The organism is Pedobacter nyackensis (assembly GCF_032678475.1).
Classification (GTDB): domain Bacteria; phylum Bacteroidota; class Bacteroidia; order Sphingobacteriales; family Sphingobacteriaceae; genus Pedobacter; species Pedobacter nyackensis_A.
Genome location: NZ_JAVTSF010000002.1, coordinates 237868 through 255568 on the forward strand (window position 1 = coordinate 237868; position 17701 = coordinate 255568).

General features: G+C 38.5%; 15 protein-coding genes. 5 read left to right on the forward strand and 10 right to left on the reverse strand.

Annotation, left to right across the window (positions count from 1 at the left end; translation table 11 throughout):
• Position 1 precedes the first annotated feature (1 nt).
• Together R2Q84_RS08575 and R2Q84_RS08580 are read right to left on the reverse strand one after the other, a co-directional pair.
• A complete protein-coding gene (locus R2Q84_RS08575; protein ID WP_316816128.1) occupies positions 2 to 424 on the reverse strand; it encodes a hypothetical protein in 423 nt (140 codons plus the stop codon).
• A gap of 110 nt (positions 425 to 534) precedes the next feature.
• Positions 535 to 2754: an NADP-dependent isocitrate dehydrogenase gene (locus R2Q84_RS08580; protein WP_316816129.1), complete on the reverse strand. Its 2220-nt coding sequence runs from the start codon at positions 2752 to 2754 to the stop codon at positions 535 to 537.
• A gap of 473 nt (positions 2755 to 3227) precedes the next feature.
• Between R2Q84_RS08580 and R2Q84_RS08585 the strand changes: the two genes are divergently transcribed.
• Positions 3228 to 5285 carry a TonB-dependent receptor gene (locus R2Q84_RS08585; RefSeq protein WP_316816130.1) on the forward strand — a complete coding sequence of 686 codons (2058 nt, stop codon included), beginning with the start codon at positions 3228 to 3230 and terminating at the stop codon, positions 5283 to 5285.
• On the opposite strand, the gene R2Q84_RS08590 is transcribed toward R2Q84_RS08585, so the two are convergent.
• Together R2Q84_RS08590 and R2Q84_RS08595 are read right to left on the reverse strand one after the other, a co-directional pair.
• Positions 5268 to 5612, reverse strand: a complete 345-nt coding sequence (locus R2Q84_RS08590; protein ID WP_316816131.1) for a single-stranded DNA-binding protein — start codon at positions 5610 to 5612, stop codon at positions 5268 to 5270. The two genes, R2Q84_RS08585 and R2Q84_RS08590, sit on opposite strands and share 18 nt — an antisense overlap.
• A gap of 16 nt (positions 5613 to 5628) precedes the next feature.
• Positions 5629 to 5781 (reverse strand): hypothetical protein, encoded by a 153-nt coding sequence (locus tag R2Q84_RS08595; RefSeq protein ID WP_316816132.1) that lies wholly within the window; start codon positions 5779 to 5781, stop codon positions 5629 to 5631.
• 101 nt (positions 5782 to 5882) lie between these two features.
• Here R2Q84_RS08595 and R2Q84_RS08600 point away from each other — a divergent pair, with 101 nt between their 5' ends.
• Both R2Q84_RS08600 and R2Q84_RS08605 read left to right on the forward strand, forming a co-directional pair.
• The gene (locus tag R2Q84_RS08600) at positions 5883 to 6248 is read left to right on the forward strand and encodes a hypothetical protein (RefSeq protein ID WP_316816133.1); all 366 of its coding nucleotides are present in this window, start codon (positions 5883 to 5885) and stop codon (positions 6246 to 6248) included.
• Positions 6249 to 6266: 18 nt separating this feature from the next.
• Positions 6267 to 7001, forward strand: coding sequence for a ThuA domain-containing protein (locus R2Q84_RS08605; RefSeq protein ID WP_316816134.1), 735 nt, complete (start codon positions 6267 to 6269; stop codon positions 6999 to 7001).
• Between the two features lie 14 nt (positions 7002 to 7015).
• Here the strand turns inward: R2Q84_RS08605 and R2Q84_RS08610 are convergent, their stop codons facing one another.
• Entirely contained in the window at positions 7016 to 7609 is a 594-nt protein-coding gene (locus R2Q84_RS08610; RefSeq protein ID WP_316816135.1) for an HPP family protein, read from the reverse strand.
• A gap of 244 nt (positions 7610 to 7853) precedes the next feature.
• On the opposite strand from R2Q84_RS08610, the gene R2Q84_RS08615 reads away from it, so the two are divergent.
• Together R2Q84_RS08615 and R2Q84_RS08620 are read left to right on the forward strand one after the other, a co-directional pair.
• A complete protein-coding gene (locus R2Q84_RS08615; RefSeq protein ID WP_316816136.1) occupies positions 7854 to 8900 on the forward strand; it encodes a hypothetical protein in 1047 nt (348 codons plus the stop codon).
• Positions 8830 to 11133: a hypothetical protein gene (locus R2Q84_RS08620; protein ID WP_316816137.1), complete on the forward strand. Its 2304-nt coding sequence runs from the start codon at positions 8830 to 8832 to the stop codon at positions 11131 to 11133. Before R2Q84_RS08615 ends, R2Q84_RS08620 begins: the two co-directional genes overlap by 71 nt.
• A gap of 122 nt (positions 11134 to 11255) precedes the next feature.
• Here R2Q84_RS08620 and R2Q84_RS08625 read toward each other — a convergent pair whose 3' ends face one another.
• From R2Q84_RS08625 to R2Q84_RS08645, 5 genes are all read right to left on the reverse strand, one after another.
• Entirely contained in the window at positions 11256 to 12398 is a 1143-nt protein-coding gene (locus tag R2Q84_RS08625) for a thioredoxin family protein (RefSeq protein WP_316816138.1), read from the reverse strand.
• A 38-nt stretch (positions 12399 to 12436) separates the two neighbouring features.
• Positions 12437 to 13804, reverse strand: coding sequence for a TlpA disulfide reductase family protein (locus R2Q84_RS08630; protein WP_316816139.1), 1368 nt, complete (start codon positions 13802 to 13804; stop codon positions 12437 to 12439).
• A 117-nt stretch (positions 13805 to 13921) separates the two neighbouring features.
• On the reverse strand, positions 13922 to 15466 hold the full coding sequence (locus R2Q84_RS08635; RefSeq protein ID WP_316816140.1) for a PKD-like family lipoprotein: 1545 nt from the start codon (positions 15464 to 15466) through the stop codon (positions 13922 to 13924).
• Between the two features lie 16 nt (positions 15467 to 15482).
• Positions 15483 to 16235: a DUF4843 domain-containing protein gene (locus tag R2Q84_RS08640; RefSeq protein ID WP_316816141.1), complete on the reverse strand. Its 753-nt coding sequence runs from the start codon at positions 16233 to 16235 to the stop codon at positions 15483 to 15485.
• A 12-nt stretch (positions 16236 to 16247) separates the two neighbouring features.
• Positions 16248 to 17690 (reverse strand): RagB/SusD family nutrient uptake outer membrane protein, encoded by a 1443-nt coding sequence (locus R2Q84_RS08645; RefSeq protein ID WP_316816142.1) that lies wholly within the window; start codon positions 17688 to 17690, stop codon positions 16248 to 16250.
• Positions 17691 to 17701: the final 11 nt, after the last annotated feature.

Genomic DNA, 17701 nt, shown 5'->3' on the forward strand with positions numbered 1-17701 from the left:
GTTACCTTCCCGGTTTATCATTAAGTGGATAGCCTTCTTCATCCAGGTCATCACGATCATCTTCGGGAGTTCGGGAAAGGATCGCATCTTCAGGACTTAGTTCAATGCTCTCACCACTACTATCGATTCGCATTCCGGCACCATCTAACCTTTCACTCATCTCTTTCTCATGATCATATTCCAATCCATTATAAGGATTAGATTCGTCATAAGTAGAGATACTATCCTCACCGTTGGGCGCTGAGGTATCATAAGGGAGCGGATGGTCGTATTCCACATCCTTGCCTCTTACATCAAATTCAAAGCTGTTTTTATCTTTATCGTAAGATAAATTATCAAAATCCTTAGTCTCTCCTAAATTCATTGAATGGAGTTTATCAGTAGCCCTATTAGCACCTTGCTGATTATTGTCGCCGGTCATCATATTGGTTAGTTTATATAAGCATAACGTAAACCAATATTCAAATGTTTTGATAAAAATAAAAGGGGCTATATCCTGGTGATAAGCCCCTTCCATTTAAATTATAGATGTTCCTATAAACTTGCCAAAGCAGCGTTTAAAGTTTCGCTAGGGCGCATTGCTGCTGCCGCCAGCTCATCATTAGGATTGTAATAACCACCAATATTTTGTGGTTTACCTTGTGCTCCTATTAATTCTTCATTTATTTTAGCTTCATTCTCTGTCAGCGTTTTTGCTAAAGGTGCAAACCTGGCTTGTAATGCAGCATCTTTCGTTTGTGCTGCCAATGCCTGGGCCCAGTATAAAGTTAAGTAGAAGTGTGAACCACGGTTATCAATCTGTCCTACTTTACGTGCCGGAGACTTATCATTAGCCAGGAATTTCTCTGTAGCGGCATCTAAAGTTTCTGCCAGCACCAATGCTTTCGCATTGTTTTGCGTTTGACCTAAATGCTCTAAAGAAACAGCTAAAGCTAAAAATTCACCTAATGAATCCCAACGTAAATACCCTTCCTCGATAAATTGCTCAATATGTTTTGGTGCAGAACCACCAGCTCCGGTTTCAAACAAACCACCACCGTTCATCAAAGGAACGATAGATAACATTTTCGCTGAAGTTCCCAATTCTAAAATCGGGAATAAATCTGTTAAGTAATCACGTAAAACATTACCAGTAACAGAAATGGTATCTAAACCTTTACGGATCCTTTCCAATGTAAATTTAGTCGCTTCAACCGGAGAAAGGATACGGATATCTAAACCTGCAGTATCGAAACCAGGCAGATATTTATTCACTTTGGCAATAATCTCTCTATCATGTGCCCTTTGCTCATCCAACCAGAAAACTGCAGGGGTATCAGACAAACGTGCCCTGTTTACAGCAAGTTTAACCCAATCCTGAATTGGCGCATCTTTAGTTTGGCACATACGGAAGATATCTCCTTTTTCAACCTTTTGATCAAAGAAAACTTTACCATCAGCATCAGTTACACGGATGGTTCCGCTTGCTGTAGCCTGGAAAGTTTTATCATGAGAACCATATTCTTCAGCTTTTTGTGCCATTAAACCTACGTTTGGCACTGAGCCCATTGTAGTTACATCAAAAGCGCCATGCGCTTTACAATCATCAATAGTTGCCGTGTAAACACCAGCGTAGCAACGATCCGGGATTAAAGCAATTGTATCTTGTGATTTACCTGCAGCATTCCACATCTGCCCCGAAGTACGGATCATTGCAGGCATTGAAGCATCAACAATTACATCGGATGGAACATGAAGGTTGGTAATTCCTTTATCAGAATTCACCATAGCCAAAGCAGGGCCATTTTCAATTGCTGCTGCAATTGCAGCTTCAACTTCTGCCTGTTTAGGATTACCTGCAATTTTAGCATATACATCTCCTAAACCGTTTCTTGTATCTACATTTAAAGAAGCGAAAAGTTCAGCATACTTTGTGAAAACATCAGCAAAATAAACTTCCACAATAGCACCAAAAATGATCGGGTCTGAAACCTTCATCATTGTTGCTTTTAAATGCGCCGATAATAAAACGCCGGCAGCTTTAGCTTCGGCAATTTCTTTAGCAACAAACGCTTTTAAAGCCGACAAGCTCAATGCGGAGCTGTCAATCACTTCACCAGCTTTTAATGCAGCCAGTCCTTTCAGTTCTGTTACGGCACCGTCTGCTCCAACAAACTCAATTTTAAACTGAGTAGCCTCAGCAACAGTTACTGATTTCTCTGAACCATAAAAATCACCTTCAGTCATGCTCGCAACCCTGGTCTTAGAATCCGAAGACCATGCGCCCATTGAATGTGGGTTCATTTTAGCATAATTTTTAACCGCTTTTGGCGCTCTACGGTCTGAGTTACCCTCGCGTAAAACAGGGTTAACAGCGGAACCTAGAACTTTAGCATACTTTGCTTTAATTGCTTTTTCTTCTTCCGTTTGTGCATTATCCGGATAATTAGGAATGGCAAACCCTTGTGATTGCAATTCAGTAATTGCACCAACAAGTTGTGGAATAGAAGCAGAGATATTAGGCAATTTAATAATATTAGCCTCTGGCGTAGTCGCCAATTGGCCTAGTTCTGTCAAAGCATCTCCAATTTTTTGTTCGTCTTTCAAAAACTCGGGGAAGTTGGCCAAAATTCTTCCAGCCAGAGAAATATCTCTGCTTTCAACGTCAATACCAGCTGAAGCAGTAAATGCCTGTACAATTGGTAAGAAAGAATAGGTTGCCAACATTGGCGCTTCATCTGTTTTGGTATAGATAATTTTTGATGTGTCTGACATATTTTTATAAATACGATTATATGAATGAAAATGAAAGCTAATTGTCGGTGATAAACATGCTTTCTGTTAAAATCGCCTAAATATAAGAATAAACGAATGATATCGTAGCACTCTTTGCACATCGTTCACTACAAATACGAGATAATTACTACTAAATCACTGGATAAATACAGGGTTGCGCTATCCTTGCACTATCATTGAAATAACATTACGCTATCATTACAATATCTCATATAATAGCCCAATGATAGCGAAACGATAGCTCAAGGATAGCGCAACCTAGTACTTTAGTTATAATTATCCTGTAGTTATCTTGTATTCATTCCCAAATCAGCTAGTCCTAGCCTAACAGACGCCCCCCATAAAAACCTTAACAATATTTAACAAAAGCCATTCTTCAATTTTGTAATATTGAAGAAAGTATTCCTAACCAGACACTTAATTTTACAATCTAAATTTTAGCTTTGTTTAAGATGAAGACATTTTTTACAGGCTGTTTAACCGTACTTTGTTTATCAGGTATTGCCCAGACTAAACAAGACACTACGAAAAAATTGAACGAGGTTATTATCCGTCCTTATTTTTCAAATCAGCCACTACTAAGGTCTACAGGTTCAATTGGACTGATCGATCAGGCGGTTTTAGACAGGCAAGTTTCAACATCTTTTGTCTTTGCAATGAATACCTTATCTGGTGTTCGTATGGAAGAACGTTCGCCGGGCAGTTACCGTCTTTCTATCCGCGGCAGTTTACTGCGATCTCCGTTCGGCGTACGAAATGTAAAGGTTTACTTTGGTGATTTCCCTTTAACGGATGCAGGTGGCAATACCTATTTCAATGCGCTTGATGTATCTGCCGCTCAAAGTCTGCAGGTACTGAAGGGACCACATGGCAACATTTTCGGGGCGAACTCTGGCGGTGTCATATTGATCCAGCCACAGGGAAACATTCCCGATAGCACCAAATTGCGTTTAAAACTTGAAGGTGGTTCTTATGGTACTTTTAAAGAAGATTTAAGCTTAAATCAACAGTTTAACAAATACAGTTTCAATATTACACAAGCCTACCAGCGTAGTGATGGTTACCGCGACCATAGTGCAATGGACCGCAAGTATTTCCAGACTTTTCACAAATGGGATTATGCACGGAATGCCGCCTTAAAGGCTTTGGTGTTTTATTCAGATCTGCATTACAATACGCCCGGCGGTTTAACTGAGCCACAGTATCTACAAAATCCGAAGTTATCAAGACCTGCCGGAGGAGCATTTAAAAGTGCTATTGAGCAAAATGCCGGAATCTATAGCAAAACGCTGTACGGGGGTGTTTCTCATGATTGGCAAATCAATGAAAATTTCAAACATGTACTGGCTATTTTTTCTACTTATACTGACTTTAAAAATCCGTTTATTACGAATTATGAAAAGCGCAAAGAGTTTACACTAGGACTGAGGTCATACGTTGAGTATCAGCAGCGTATCACTGATCTGAACTGGAAGCTTAATCTTGGTGTGGAAAGCATACAAACACGTACTGATTTCAACAACTATGTTAATAATTCAGGTATACAAGGGGCACTTAGCGTTTCCGACAAGTTAAAGGCGAAGTCTAATTTTGCCTTTGCTCATTTTACGGCAGACTTATTTAACAAGTGGTTACTTGAACTTTCTGCAAGTGCAAATTTATATGGATATGGCTATAAAAGTACTTTCCCGGCTGTAATCGCAAAAAAAACAAACAACTTTGATGTGCAGATCATGCCGCGCGCTGCCCTGTCCTACCTCATTGGTCCACAATTATCCTTACGTGCATCAGTAAGTAAGGGTTATGCACCACCTACCCTGTCGGAAGTAAGGGCATCAGACAATGTGATCAATGTTGACTTACAACCAGAACATGGATGGAATTATGAAACAGGGTTGAAATATCAAACCTTAAACAATAGACTGTTTATTGACATTACAGGATTCTATTACCACCTTAAAAATGCTATTGTCAGACGTTTAAATGATGGTGGTGCAGAATATTTCCTCAATTCGGGAGGGACTAAACAATGGGGACTGGAAAGTACGCTTGCATATTGGGTTATTCCTGCCAATACCTCTAATTTTGTTAGAGGACTGCAATTCCGAAATGCATACACACTAAGCCGGTTTAAATTTGACCGTTTCCTTGACAAAACTGCAGATTACTCAGGGAATGCCCTTACAGGTGTGCCAAAAAATGTTCTGGTGAGCAGCATAGATATACAATTGCCAAAGGATATTTACTTTTTCGTACAGCATAGCTTTACGTCGCAGATTCCATTAAACGACGCGAATACAGTGTACGCTAAAAAGTATCATATCCTTCAGGCTAAAATTGGCTGGCAAAACCTACGGATCGGAAATACTCCTGTAACCATTTTTGCCGGTGCTGATAATCTTTTAAACAAAAACTACAGTTTAGGCAACGATCTCAACGCAATGGGTGGCCGTTACTTTAATGCCGCAGCAAAACGTAGCTTTTACGGAGGCTTAACCCTCCGTTTCTAGTTCTATCAATTCCATACTGTTCACTACAATTTCCATGGCATACCGCTGTTCGCCCTTTTTATCGGTATAGCTCTGTGTATTGAGTTTACCTTCAATACTAAACCGCGTTCCTTTTTTAACGATGTCTTCCACCAATTCTACTTTTTTGTTCCAAAAAATCAGGTTAAACCATTGGGTTTGGTTAATCGCATCACCGGCAGCATTCTTATAAAATTCATTTACAGCAATACTAATTCTCGCCATTCTTTTCTCACTGGCAAAATTAATGATCACCGGATCACTACCAGCGAAGCCCATCAAACGGACACTATTTTTAACATTTTCCATTAATTATATATTTTAGTTAATCACATTCATCAGCAGCAATTACCGCAGCTGTTGATTTGGTAAATGTGAAGAAGATGATGACAACAAAAAGAGATTTAAACGGATATAAACGTTTATATCCGTTTAAATCGAATAATTCTGTAATTCCAACCGACATTTTGAATAACATAAAAACAATAATTTAACTAATTGTTTTTATTTTTTACTTACATTAGCATTAAGGTCATATTTTGATCGTTATGAGGCTGTTTGTATTGTAGAATTAAAAGGATGGATTTAACAATAAAACGTTTATGTATAGATTGCAACTGTCCATTGCAGGGCCGGCTGGATAAGAAGTTCTGTAACGATCATTGCAGAAGTAATTACAACAACAGAATAAGGGCTGAAAGCAATGGTGCAATCAAATCTGTTAACCTGATCCTAAAAAAGAACAGGGACATCCTGGAAAGGTTTAATCCAAATGGTAGAATCAAAATAAACCGCATAAAACTACTTTCAGCCGGCTTCGATCCTAATTATCATACCCACACCCATTATTCTAAAAAGGGTGGTTTGTATATTTTTTGTTACGAATACGGATACAAGAAACTAGAGACGGATGAATTTTTACTCATCAAAAATTTACTACCTTAGCTTCAAAACTATTGAACCATGCCTAAAATTTTAACACACTTCCTAACTGCAACTTTGTTGATCTTATTTTTTGCCGGTCCGCTTGCCGCCAAAAAAAGAATCCTTGTTTTTTCTAAAACAGCAGGCTTCCACCACTCTTCTATAAAAGTTGGTGTAGCCGCAATTCAGAAATTAGGCCTGGAAAACAAGTTTGAAGTTGATACGACTATTGATGCGCAGAAATTTACACCTCAAAACCTTAGAAAATATGCAGCCGTTGTTTTCTTAAACACTACCGGCGATGTGTTGAATGATGCACAGCAAGCTGCATTTGAACAGTACATTAAAAAAGGAGGTGGTTATGTAGGAGTGCATGCCGCTACTGATACAGAATATGACTGGCCATGGTATGGAAAGCTTTCAGGTGCTTATTTCATCAGTCACCCTGCTCAACAGGTTGCAGACTTGATGGTCGTAAAATTGAATACAATTGCCACTAAACATTTGCCTGCAAAATGGACAAGAAAAGATGAATGGTATAATTTCAGAGATATAGGAACGAACTTAAATGTGTTGATCAAAATTGACGAAGACGGCTACACAGGTGGCAAAAATGGTGACAACCATCCTGTAGCCTGGTACCATGATTTTGATGGTGGAAGATCATTCTACACAGCCCTTGGTCATACCGAAGAATCTTATGCCGATCCGCTATTCTTAAAACACGTTCTTGGTGGTATCCAATATGCAATGGGTATAAAAAAGATGGAATAAGCGTTACGGCAACGTTATTTTTGTATGGAAGCGGCTCTTATGGGCCGCTTTCTCTTTAATATAGGTTTTGATGGATAGTTTCTGTGCCTTAAATTATTAAAAATCAATGCTACAGCAAACAAAATCAATACGCCTGTTAATACAGGCGATAAAACATACAAATAGCCCAATTCCGCGATCTTTTTCCCACCTGTAACTGCAATTAATGCTGTAGCACCACCTGGCGGATGCAAGGTTTTAGTGATTTGCATGGCAACGATAGATAAAGAAACAGCAAGTGCACAGGCCAGCCAAAGTTCGCCTGAAAACAGTTTATAAATGGTAACCCCAATAATTGCACAGATAACGTGTCCGCCAATTAAGTTTCGTGGCTGTGCAAGCGGACTATTAATAATACCATACACCAGTACAGATGAGGCCCCAAATGAACCTATAAGGAATAAATTATCACTGGCCACCAAGTACTGACTGTTCAGCAATCCGATCAAACCAATGCCGACAAAGGCCCCAATAAATGTAAGTACATGTTCCTTCGCATCTATCAGCGTTTCCCGGTATAAAACATACCTTGCTTTCCGATATTGTTTTCTAATAATTCTTCTGGGCATTTGTTATCTATATTCGCCGCAAAATTAATATAATATCTAGTCATTTACTAGTCAATAGGAAAATCACTATACCAGAACTCTACGACATGAACACCAGGTTATGTCATACTATTTTTCTAATTTTCAAAAAAGTATAAAATATACCAGAGTACTTATCAACCAATTAACTGGTCAAACAGTTCCTGAATACATTGACCATGCGGTGTACGTTCAACTTTGGCGAAGTTATTGCACAATTTAAACCATGCTGAATGCCACTGTTATTTTGCGTTTTCAATATGTTTTTTGTCTGGTTTTATTGACACTCTTCTGCGGTTCCTGCAATAATACTCATCAATCAGACACCGGGTTTTATTATTGGAAGCAGGATTTTCAGCTGAATAGAGCACAAACCAATGTTTTAAAAGGAGCGGGCCCAGCCAATCTTTACGTTCGTTTTTTTGATATTAAATGGGACATCAGGTCACAAAAGCCTTACCCTGAAGCTATCATCAACTTTAAAGATCAAAATGTAGATTACAACATCACTCCTGTTGTATTCATTACCAATCAAACTTTTGAAAAATTAGATCAGTCGGATATAGACAGTCTGGCTTTAAAATGCAATAAACTTATAGCCGCCCTTGCCCTTAAATACCATATCAGTTACAAAGCTGTGCAAATAGATTGCGACTGGACTGTAGGTACAAAAGATAAGTATTTCAGCTTCTTGCATTCGTTTAAAAACATTAGCAACAAAACACTGGAGGTAACCATTAGGTTGCACCAGGTAAAGTATCAGTTTAAAACAGGTGTTCCTCCAGCCGATCGCGGTGTACTTATGTTTTATAACATGGGCAAAATATCTGCTGATTTGAATGAACCTAATTCGATTTACAATGCGCCTACTGCGAAAAAATATGTAAATAGTTTAAAGAACTATTTGTTGCCATTGGATGTTGCCCTGCCAGTTTTTTCCTGGTCTATACACATAAGAGAAGGGAAAGTTATTCAGGTATATGGAAAAATCGGAAGAGCGGAGCTTAATGATAAAGCTAATTTTAGTCCAACGGCACACAGGGTTGTGTACCGGGCTAAACGCGATTTCTTTATGGGTGGCATCTATATTAAAAAAGGTGATCTGTTTAAAGTGGAAGAAACAGATAAAATATTACTGAAACATGCGGCTGTCCAACTCGCAGCCCATTTAAATAAAAATGAAAAAAGAACAATCATCTACTATGAACTTGGCAATCTCAATTTATCAGCGTTTAAGGCAAAAGATTTCGAAGAAATTTCTGCTTATTTTTAGTCTTCTTGGTCTTTCCGCAGGTGGAATAGTTTGGGCATGTTCAGACTATGGTTATGATTATGAGTATTCCAGTTTCAGTCCTGAAGCCTTTGTAAGCAAGGATTACAGCCCTTTCTTTTATACGGAGTACATCTCCTATTACGGAGACAATTACGATCACAATACCTCAAGATATAACCAGGTAATTGTAGATGAATGGTATGGTTATTTTAACGAACGCATTCAAAAGAGTAGTCTTGAATACCTGTTAACAGTTGCTACGGTTAAACAAATAGATTCTGTATACAATAACTTCAAGGGTAAGATCGCTATTCTGCCAGCTAAAATGCCGCAATTAAAGACTTTAAAGCCCGATAAAAAGAAGGTAGATACTTTCTTCGACTACCTGTTACTGGCAAAATCTGCAGAAGCTTTTGCCGCAACAGACATTACACACTCCTGGGAGCCGCAGCCTCAGATCGCAGCGCCCGTTAGTTTAGAAGAACCGCTGTTAAAGCGTTTCAAAAAAGCAAAAGATCCTTTTATTAAGCAAAGATTATGGTTTCAACTGGTCCGTTATTATTACTTTACTGAACGGATGGATTCAAACACAACAAGTACTTCATCTAAAACACTGAATACGTTTAACGCTTATAAAAGTGCATTCCCACAAAATATGATGTACCACCGTACTTTAGGTTATGTAGCAGGATGGTATTATAAAAACCAGGACTATGCCATGTCTAATTACCTCAATAGCCTCTGTTATAATTATTCATGGGAAGCTAAAGTTCCGGCAGAATGGAGTTTCCGTCCGCAGGAGGAAACTGATTGGGTTAAAACACTGGCCTTAGCAAAGACTACTGCAGAAAAGGTTACACTATGGCACTTGCTTGGCATTCATTATGATACGAACAGGGCTATACAGGAAATTGTAAAGTTAGATCCTAAATCGGAGAAGCTGGATCTTTTACTGTCAAGAGTGATCAATACCACTGAATACAACCTTGGCAACTTTTATCAATCTACACCAGATACAAATGCGCTACAAAACTTAAAACGAAATACAGCATTGGTCAGTAATATCGCCTTAAAAAATAATACGTCGAAGCCTTATTTCTGGAACCTGGCTGCAGGTTACTTAAATTTTATGAACCAGAATTATGTTGCTGCAAGAAGTTTCTACGGTGCCGCTAAACCACAACTTCCTAAGGATGAACAGCTGGTTATGGCCCAGTATAAAATACTGGATTGGATTTTATACGTAAGGGAACTAAAAAAGATTGATGCGGCCGCCGAGGCTAAAATGATAGAACCATTGAACTGGTTCGCAAATCTTAAGGAAGGAAAAGATACCATTTCGTCCTTAAGGTTTTACAAAGCATTGGATGAAAGCATCGGTGACATTTCGGAGCTTTATAAAAAACAGGGTGATTTTGTAAAAGCAAATGCTTTTAAAAGCTACTTCAATTTTTATAAAGACAATAATAAGATTGAACAGATGAAGGCCTTGCTACAAAAACAGCACAAATCAGCTTTTGAACAGGCTATGCTGCGTTACTATCCATTTGACATGCATGACCTTTATTACCATCAATCGCAGGTACTCACTTACCAGGATAAAATCGATGAAGCGATTGTGATGATGAATAAGAGTGAAAGTAATGGCTTTCTCATGCCAGCCAATCCTTTTAATATGAACATCCAGGATTGTCACGATTGTGATCATAGCTTAAAACAAAAAAAGGACTTGTATGCCCTCGATGTGCTGAAAGCTATGCAAAATATGAAGACGCAAATTAATCAAGGTAAAAATATTTATAACAATGCCTATTTATTGGCCAATGCATTTTACAACATTACCTTTTACGGCAACTCCAGACTATTTTATCAGGCCAAAGTAATGCAGGCAGATGGAAATACAGCTTTTGAAATACCAGCTGCATTCAGGTCGATGTTGTTATCTAATAAAAATGCGGAGAAATACTATCTTATGGCGGCCAATGCTGCAAAAACAAAGGAACAAAAAGCAAAATGTATCTTTATGGCCAGTAAATGTGAGCGTAATGAAAGTTACAACCTTGCTTACAATAAGCCAGAAAATGCAAATTCAAGCTATTGGGATGTGGATATAGAACCTGTTTTCTTTGGTAAGTATTTCTCTGTGTTAAAGAGTCAGTATGAAGACACTAGATTTTACGAGGAAGCGATTAAGGAATGTGGTTATTTCAGAAGCTATGACCGCAAACATTAATTTTATTAAAAAATATTCAGCTCAACACAATAATCTTTTATATAAAGCGTCTATATAACTGAGAGCGTTAATTTAGATGAACGGGAGTGGTCGGTAGGATTACTCCCGTTTCTTTTTTACACTTAGTTTAAAGCGCTTTCAAAGTACTTCGCGCTTTTGTTGATCAATTGCGCTTTTTTAATTCCCCAGCCTGCATATTTTTTTGTCAAACCGGCATTGTTTAATTCCTTCATAATTCGAACCCCTCCAACTAAAACATCATACCCGGAGTTTTCATGAACTACCAGTTTTACCCATTCGCTATACAATTGTTTATCTTCCAGGGCAATTCCAGGTCTTGCTAATCGGGAACCGATATAGCGAACCTTATTTTCATCGTCGTTATAGTTCTTTATTGCATATTGAAAAAAGGCTTTGTTATCTTTCAGTTGATTTAAATAATGAGCTTCTGCAAGATCTAAGCGTGCATAAGGCCAGTCTTCTTTAGCAAAAAGAGGTTTGATCTGCGTTAAATAAGCTTCAAACTTTGCATCATCCTTTGCTGGGATATCTTTGCTTATTCTACTACCAAGAATTTCCATCACTCTACTCCATACCAAATTCCTACCATACAAATTTTCCAGCTTTTTGTAATTCTTAATTAGCTGATCTCCGAGCTCCTGGTCCGATACATTGCTGACTAAAAGAGGAACTGCATTTACTTCGGCAAAGAGATCCTTTCCTTTTAAATAGGGTACCAACTTCTCTTTGGTGATGAACTTACGGCCGGTAAACATCTCCCTATAAAAATCGGGATGATTAACTTTAAGCGTTGTACTAAAGCCGTTCAGCACAATGCCTTTTTTTGATTTTGAAACCGCCTCTGAGAGCAGTTTTTTAAACTTATCTGCTTCCTGATATCCTCCTGATGCAGATATCAATTGTCCGTCCTTATTCAAAATCAGGTAAGTAGGAAAACCTGTAACCGCATATTTTATTTGTAGTGCTTTACCTATCGGCTCTTTAAAAAAGTCGATTTTAAAATTTACAAAATTATCGGCCATTTGCTTACTTACGTCAGGTAAAACAAAGACCTCTTCTTCCATTTGTTTACAGGGGTGACAACCCACAAAATAAGCGTCTATAAAGATTAATTTATTTTCTTTTTTTGCTTGCGACAATATGCTGTTCCAATCTGTAGCAGTTCTAAACTGATTTTGTTGTGCACTACCTGTAAAAGCAAGCAGCGTAAGCACCAGACTAAAGTATATTTTAAGTTGTTTCATTTTTATAGATTTAATATAATTCTTCTTTTAAATGTGTTTTACTTCCTGGCTAAGACTTTCTCAAGTAATGTCTTCAGTTCAGCTAGAGAAGGTCTCGGTGCATCTACATCCACAATCTTTCCATTTTTGTCAAAAATCAGGAACCTGGGAATTGAGGTGATTTTGTAAAACTTCGTTAAATCACCCCATCCGGAAGCGAACAACTGCAGTCCGCCAAGATTCTGATCATTAACCATTTTTAGCCACTTTTCTTTATCCTTTGCTACATCTACCGAAATACTTATGACCTGTAAATCCGTTCCTTTAAATTCTTCTTCCAGTTTCTTTAAATGTGGAATCTGGTCCTTACATGGTCCGCACCAGGTGGCCCATACATCAACCAATACCACCTTACCTTTCAAATCGGCCATAGTTACCGTTTTACCATCCTTATCCGGATAAGAAAAAGCAAAGGCTGGTGCTCCGGGTTTAAGCACTGTAAGCGAAGCTGATTGATCTTGTTGTATTTTCTGTTGATTCTTACTTAGAATATATTTGCCGTAGGTATTCATGGTCGACCGGTATTCGTCATAGTTCTTAAAATCAGCCGTAAGTTCTAATACAAAATCTCCTTTCAATGTATCATTGGGGATGAGTGCAAGTAAATTGTCAAAGCCTTCTATCCCTCCTCTATACATAGAATTCTGCTGCCTCATGTTCAGTTTAATCAATCCTCCTAATGTTCGAACCGACCAGGTCTGCTGATAGGCTAACGAAGCCTTCCCTGCAAAATCGGAGGTCTTGAGCGTCGAATAATAAGGGCTATATTCTTCAAGCTTTGGATGTATGCTACGCGGTGTGACTAAGTAATTTGTGGCAAATCCAGCCAGGTCCCATCTTATGCTCTCTTTCATCAACCTGTCAAACTTAGCATTGCCTGTTGCTTTCCCTTTCAGAAAAGTTTTGGACTTGGCTGCAATATCTTCTAATTGAGGAAAAAAGTCGACGTAATCACTCATCACTCTGCCAGAGTTGTAAGACTTATCATCCAGCGGTTTCACCAAATCATACCATTGTCTTAAAACAATGTTTTCTTTAGAGTTCGATTGACCATTGAGTACATAATCGGCATCAAGAATTGATAAGGCGAGCTTATCACCACCTTTGAAGTAAAATTTATAATTATCAGCCGGGCCATTGGCGGTTCCTGTCCCCAGCAAATAAAAACCTTCATATTCCGGGAGGAACTGGAAATCAAATCCTCCGTTATCAGATACCGTATAAATTGCAATTTGAATCGGTTTACCATCACTGATCTTAAATAGCTTTACCTCGTTTTTTTTCGCCTTTTTTAGTGTCCCTGAAATTTCGACAGGACGCTGAGCTTGCGCCTGTAGAGCCATTAGGCCCAGACATAGCGTTGCCATTAACATTTTTTTTATCATGTTGTTATAATTTAAATTTGAAATTCCCTCTCAGGCATTTTTTTAAAATACTCGTCATCCCGGTGAAGACCGGGACCTCGCAATAGAAGGTATTTATTCTTAGTAGGAATGAATGTATGTAAACTCACCTACAGTAGGTGATATATAGGTTACATCCCTCACTATGCCTTTTCCTTCGAGTACAAATGCAGGATCACCTGATATACTGCCTGAAGCTTTGTTAAACATTCTAACTTTGTAGCTATCTCCCAACTTTGTACCGATCATGATATAATTAAACCCGTAATTGGTTTCCGTATATTTTTTATGCCTGATAAAAGTAAGCTCCTCACCTGAAGGAGGAGTAAACTCCAGCTTCTCTGTTTTATTGCTCAGGTTTCTAGACCATACCTGATTATCAGTTATAAAATATAATATCTCCTCATCCGCTATTACCAATGCATAGTCGCTTGCGTTATAAAGTTTATCCGTTGTCTTCAACGTATCATTGGTCAGAAACATCTTCGCTTTATTGGGCTCTACCTTTGTTAATATTTTTAAACCCGCATCAGTTTTGTCCTGGAACACCGCATAACCTATAGTCTTATTTCTATATTCAGTGCTTAGATAAACAGATAATTTGTGCCCCATAAACAACATTTTTTTATTGTTGTTCGTTGCAGGCATTGCTGTTTTTATTTCATCTGTCATGGCATCCATAATAGGTGTAGTTCCTGTGGATATGGTTAGGAAAGAGCTACTCAGATCATCATAAAAAACAGGTTCCACGGATGGACCATGTAGAAAATAATCAGATAAACGGTAAGCTGGATTAGCTGGGTCTTTCATTTTTGGCGCGCCAAATAAGCCTGTATTAAAGCTCTGAGTTCCCAGGGCATACAACTTAGCTTCATTAGTCAGGTAGATAGCGGAAGAGCCTGGAAACACAGCACCAGGTGCTTTAGCCGGCGGATTTCCAAGGAACAAATTATCCATATTTTTTATCTGTTTAAGCGTACTGATATAAACAGCAGAAACATCTCTATCGGTCGTTACAAATAATGTTTTAGTATTGCCCAGCGCTCCTGTTACTGTACTTGCATAATTGTGGACATAGGTTAACAATTTGGCCTTCCCATTTATTTTACCTCCATTTACTAAACTGAAAATATTTTCCCGTTTACTTTGAGGTATAATAGAGCCAGGTGTAAGAAAGAGATCAAGATCTGTTTGTACGCCATCATCTTTGGCTACATACCATCCTCTGGTGAACTCTGTAACGACAGTAAGTGTTGAATTTACATATTTAGCATAACCTGTTTTTTTATTGGTTACACGAAGTACCAATATCCAATCTTTTGCTGGTCTTTTTATTGGATAATCAAGCGCTTTAGTTCTTCCTATGGTATCCAATACAGGCACCCCACCCACAACACTGGTTTCATAAATACCCCACATATACTCCAATTCAGCATTTGGATCGGAACAGGTAACCTTCGGATCCAGCGTAATCCTATCTTTTTCAGAAATTAAAGTATATTTATTATCAAACCCTTCGACAGTAATTTCTTCTGCTGTTTGGTAGTCGTAATTGCCATTATCCTTTTTACAAGAAGATAAGAGTGTTGCTATTCCGCAGAACAGCAATATATATATATGTTTCATTTTTTCTACATTAGGTTTAAGGAAACTCGATCCATTGTCCATCTTCATCTTCGAGCGGATTTCCAGAATGTGCATTATTGTAATCAACCAGCGCAATTTTTATTACCGCCAGGTAATAACTTTCCATGTCTGGTACCAGTCCATTAATAAATAACTGATCCCAACGTTCCCCTGTGGTATCTATCATAAATTTATGCTTGGCTACGCTATATTTGCCATATCCGGCTTTCCATGCCACCGGCCTGAGCAACCGATCAGTAAATTCCAGCTTTCGCCATAGGTTACGAATTTCTCCGAGCTGGAAATGCTCATTGGCTACGACATTAAATTTTAGAGTTGCTGTAGTGGTTTTCAAACTGGCATCACGCAATACAATTATGGGTATACTGCTATGAACACTTCCCGCCTTTATGACATAATGTTTGCTTACCGCAGGGTTATTGAAAGCAACAAAGTGCGTACCTGCAACAGCATTGGTTACATTTGGTACTTGCTCCTGAACAAGTTTAAAGGCCCTATCGGATTTCGAGGCTCCTCCAACTGCATAGATATCATAAAAAACAGTATCCTGCTGAATGCCAGTTCCATCATAATAAAAAGTGTGCGCTTTTAGCGTATCAGTGAAACTGTATTCCGGTCTGTAGATTAAACTGATGTCAGGTCCGAACTGTATCCGGGCTACATCGTTAAATAGCTGGTATGCATCCTGTTTACAGGATGTTATTAAAGCTATAGCTATAAATGCAATGATATATTTTGATCTTTTCATGCAATCAGATGGTTAGATGGCTTCCGATTTTGGAAGTGGAATTAGATAATTTATAGTTGCTGCAAGTGGTAGAAATAAAAAGCCTGTATTTGTCGTGTTCAGCCTTTTATAGGCAAAAAAAGCTTGTCCTTCCGAATAAAATTCTTTCCTGTATTCTTTTAATATTTCAGTCTGTAATCCCGTCGGATCAGCTGGTACAGCCAACTGACCAATATTTCTGGCGGCCCTGAATAACTTAAAATAGTTCAGGCCTTCGGTAAATGGCGCAGCTTCAGCTGCGATTAAATACATTTCACTGATCCGAAGCATAGGAATCTGTTTAAAATCACTACCTGCAGGAGCATCCTGTACTTTATATTTTTTAATCGTATAGCCTTTAGCACCACCGCTCAGTGTAATTAACTCCCAAAGTCCACTTTCCCGAATATCTGTCCCGGTTTTTCCAAATAACTGGTTGTTAATGGTTAAATTATTTGCTCCTTTTTTAAGTATTCCTGATCCGTATAATGAGGTATATCTATTAGCAAGGTCAAAATCATATAATCCGAAAATATGCTCGTTGGTCAACAAATAATCTTTGGCCGCGATATCTGTAGCCGACCCGAATACGAATTTAACTGAGCCATCCTCATTTTTGGCATCAATAATTAATTTGGCGCATTCGTATGCCTTTTGCGTATCGTTAAACCACAAATATGCGCGGGCCTGCAGCGCTTTTACAGCATAGTAGTTCATCCGTAAATAACGATAAGCCAGGAAAGTATCAGTTGGATTAACCCCAGATGCCCCCGGAGCCTTCAACTGCTGGATACTATATTTGATGATTGGGTCAATGTTTTTAACCAACATCTCAGCATCGGAAAGGTCCTTGAATAAGGCGGTTTGGAATTCATGATAAGAGAGCCTGCTATTAGGGGTATTAGACAATACGGTAACGTAGGGTAATCTATTGCCATTGACTGGCGACGAAGGCTGCGGGCCAAACAACCTTAAAATATCAAAATGACAATAAGCACGAATGGCCAGGCATTCTGATTTTATAGTTTCATACATTCCTGCAGTTACAAAGACATCTCTTCTCGAATCAATCTGTCCAAGAATTGCATTTACACTTGAAATGATTTTGTATTCCTGTCCATAGATTGAAGACAATGAACCTTCAACGCCTTCATCGGTGTAATTAAATAATCCCATTCGCTCTTCTGTAGTTTTCGCGGTCACATCCCAACTTGACGCCAACTGTTCAATGGTGGTCTGTGTCATTGCCGCTCCGTAAGTCTTATTATCCTTCATTTGAAGGTACACACCAGTCAGTGCATCCTTAAATCCACCCTCACTACTAAAAAGTACGTCGAGTGGCATTTCTGTTTTAGGATTTACCGTCAAAAATTTCTTACATGAAACTAAGAACAGGGTACTCAGCAAGGCGAGCACTATAAAACATTTTTCTTTCATTTCTATAAATA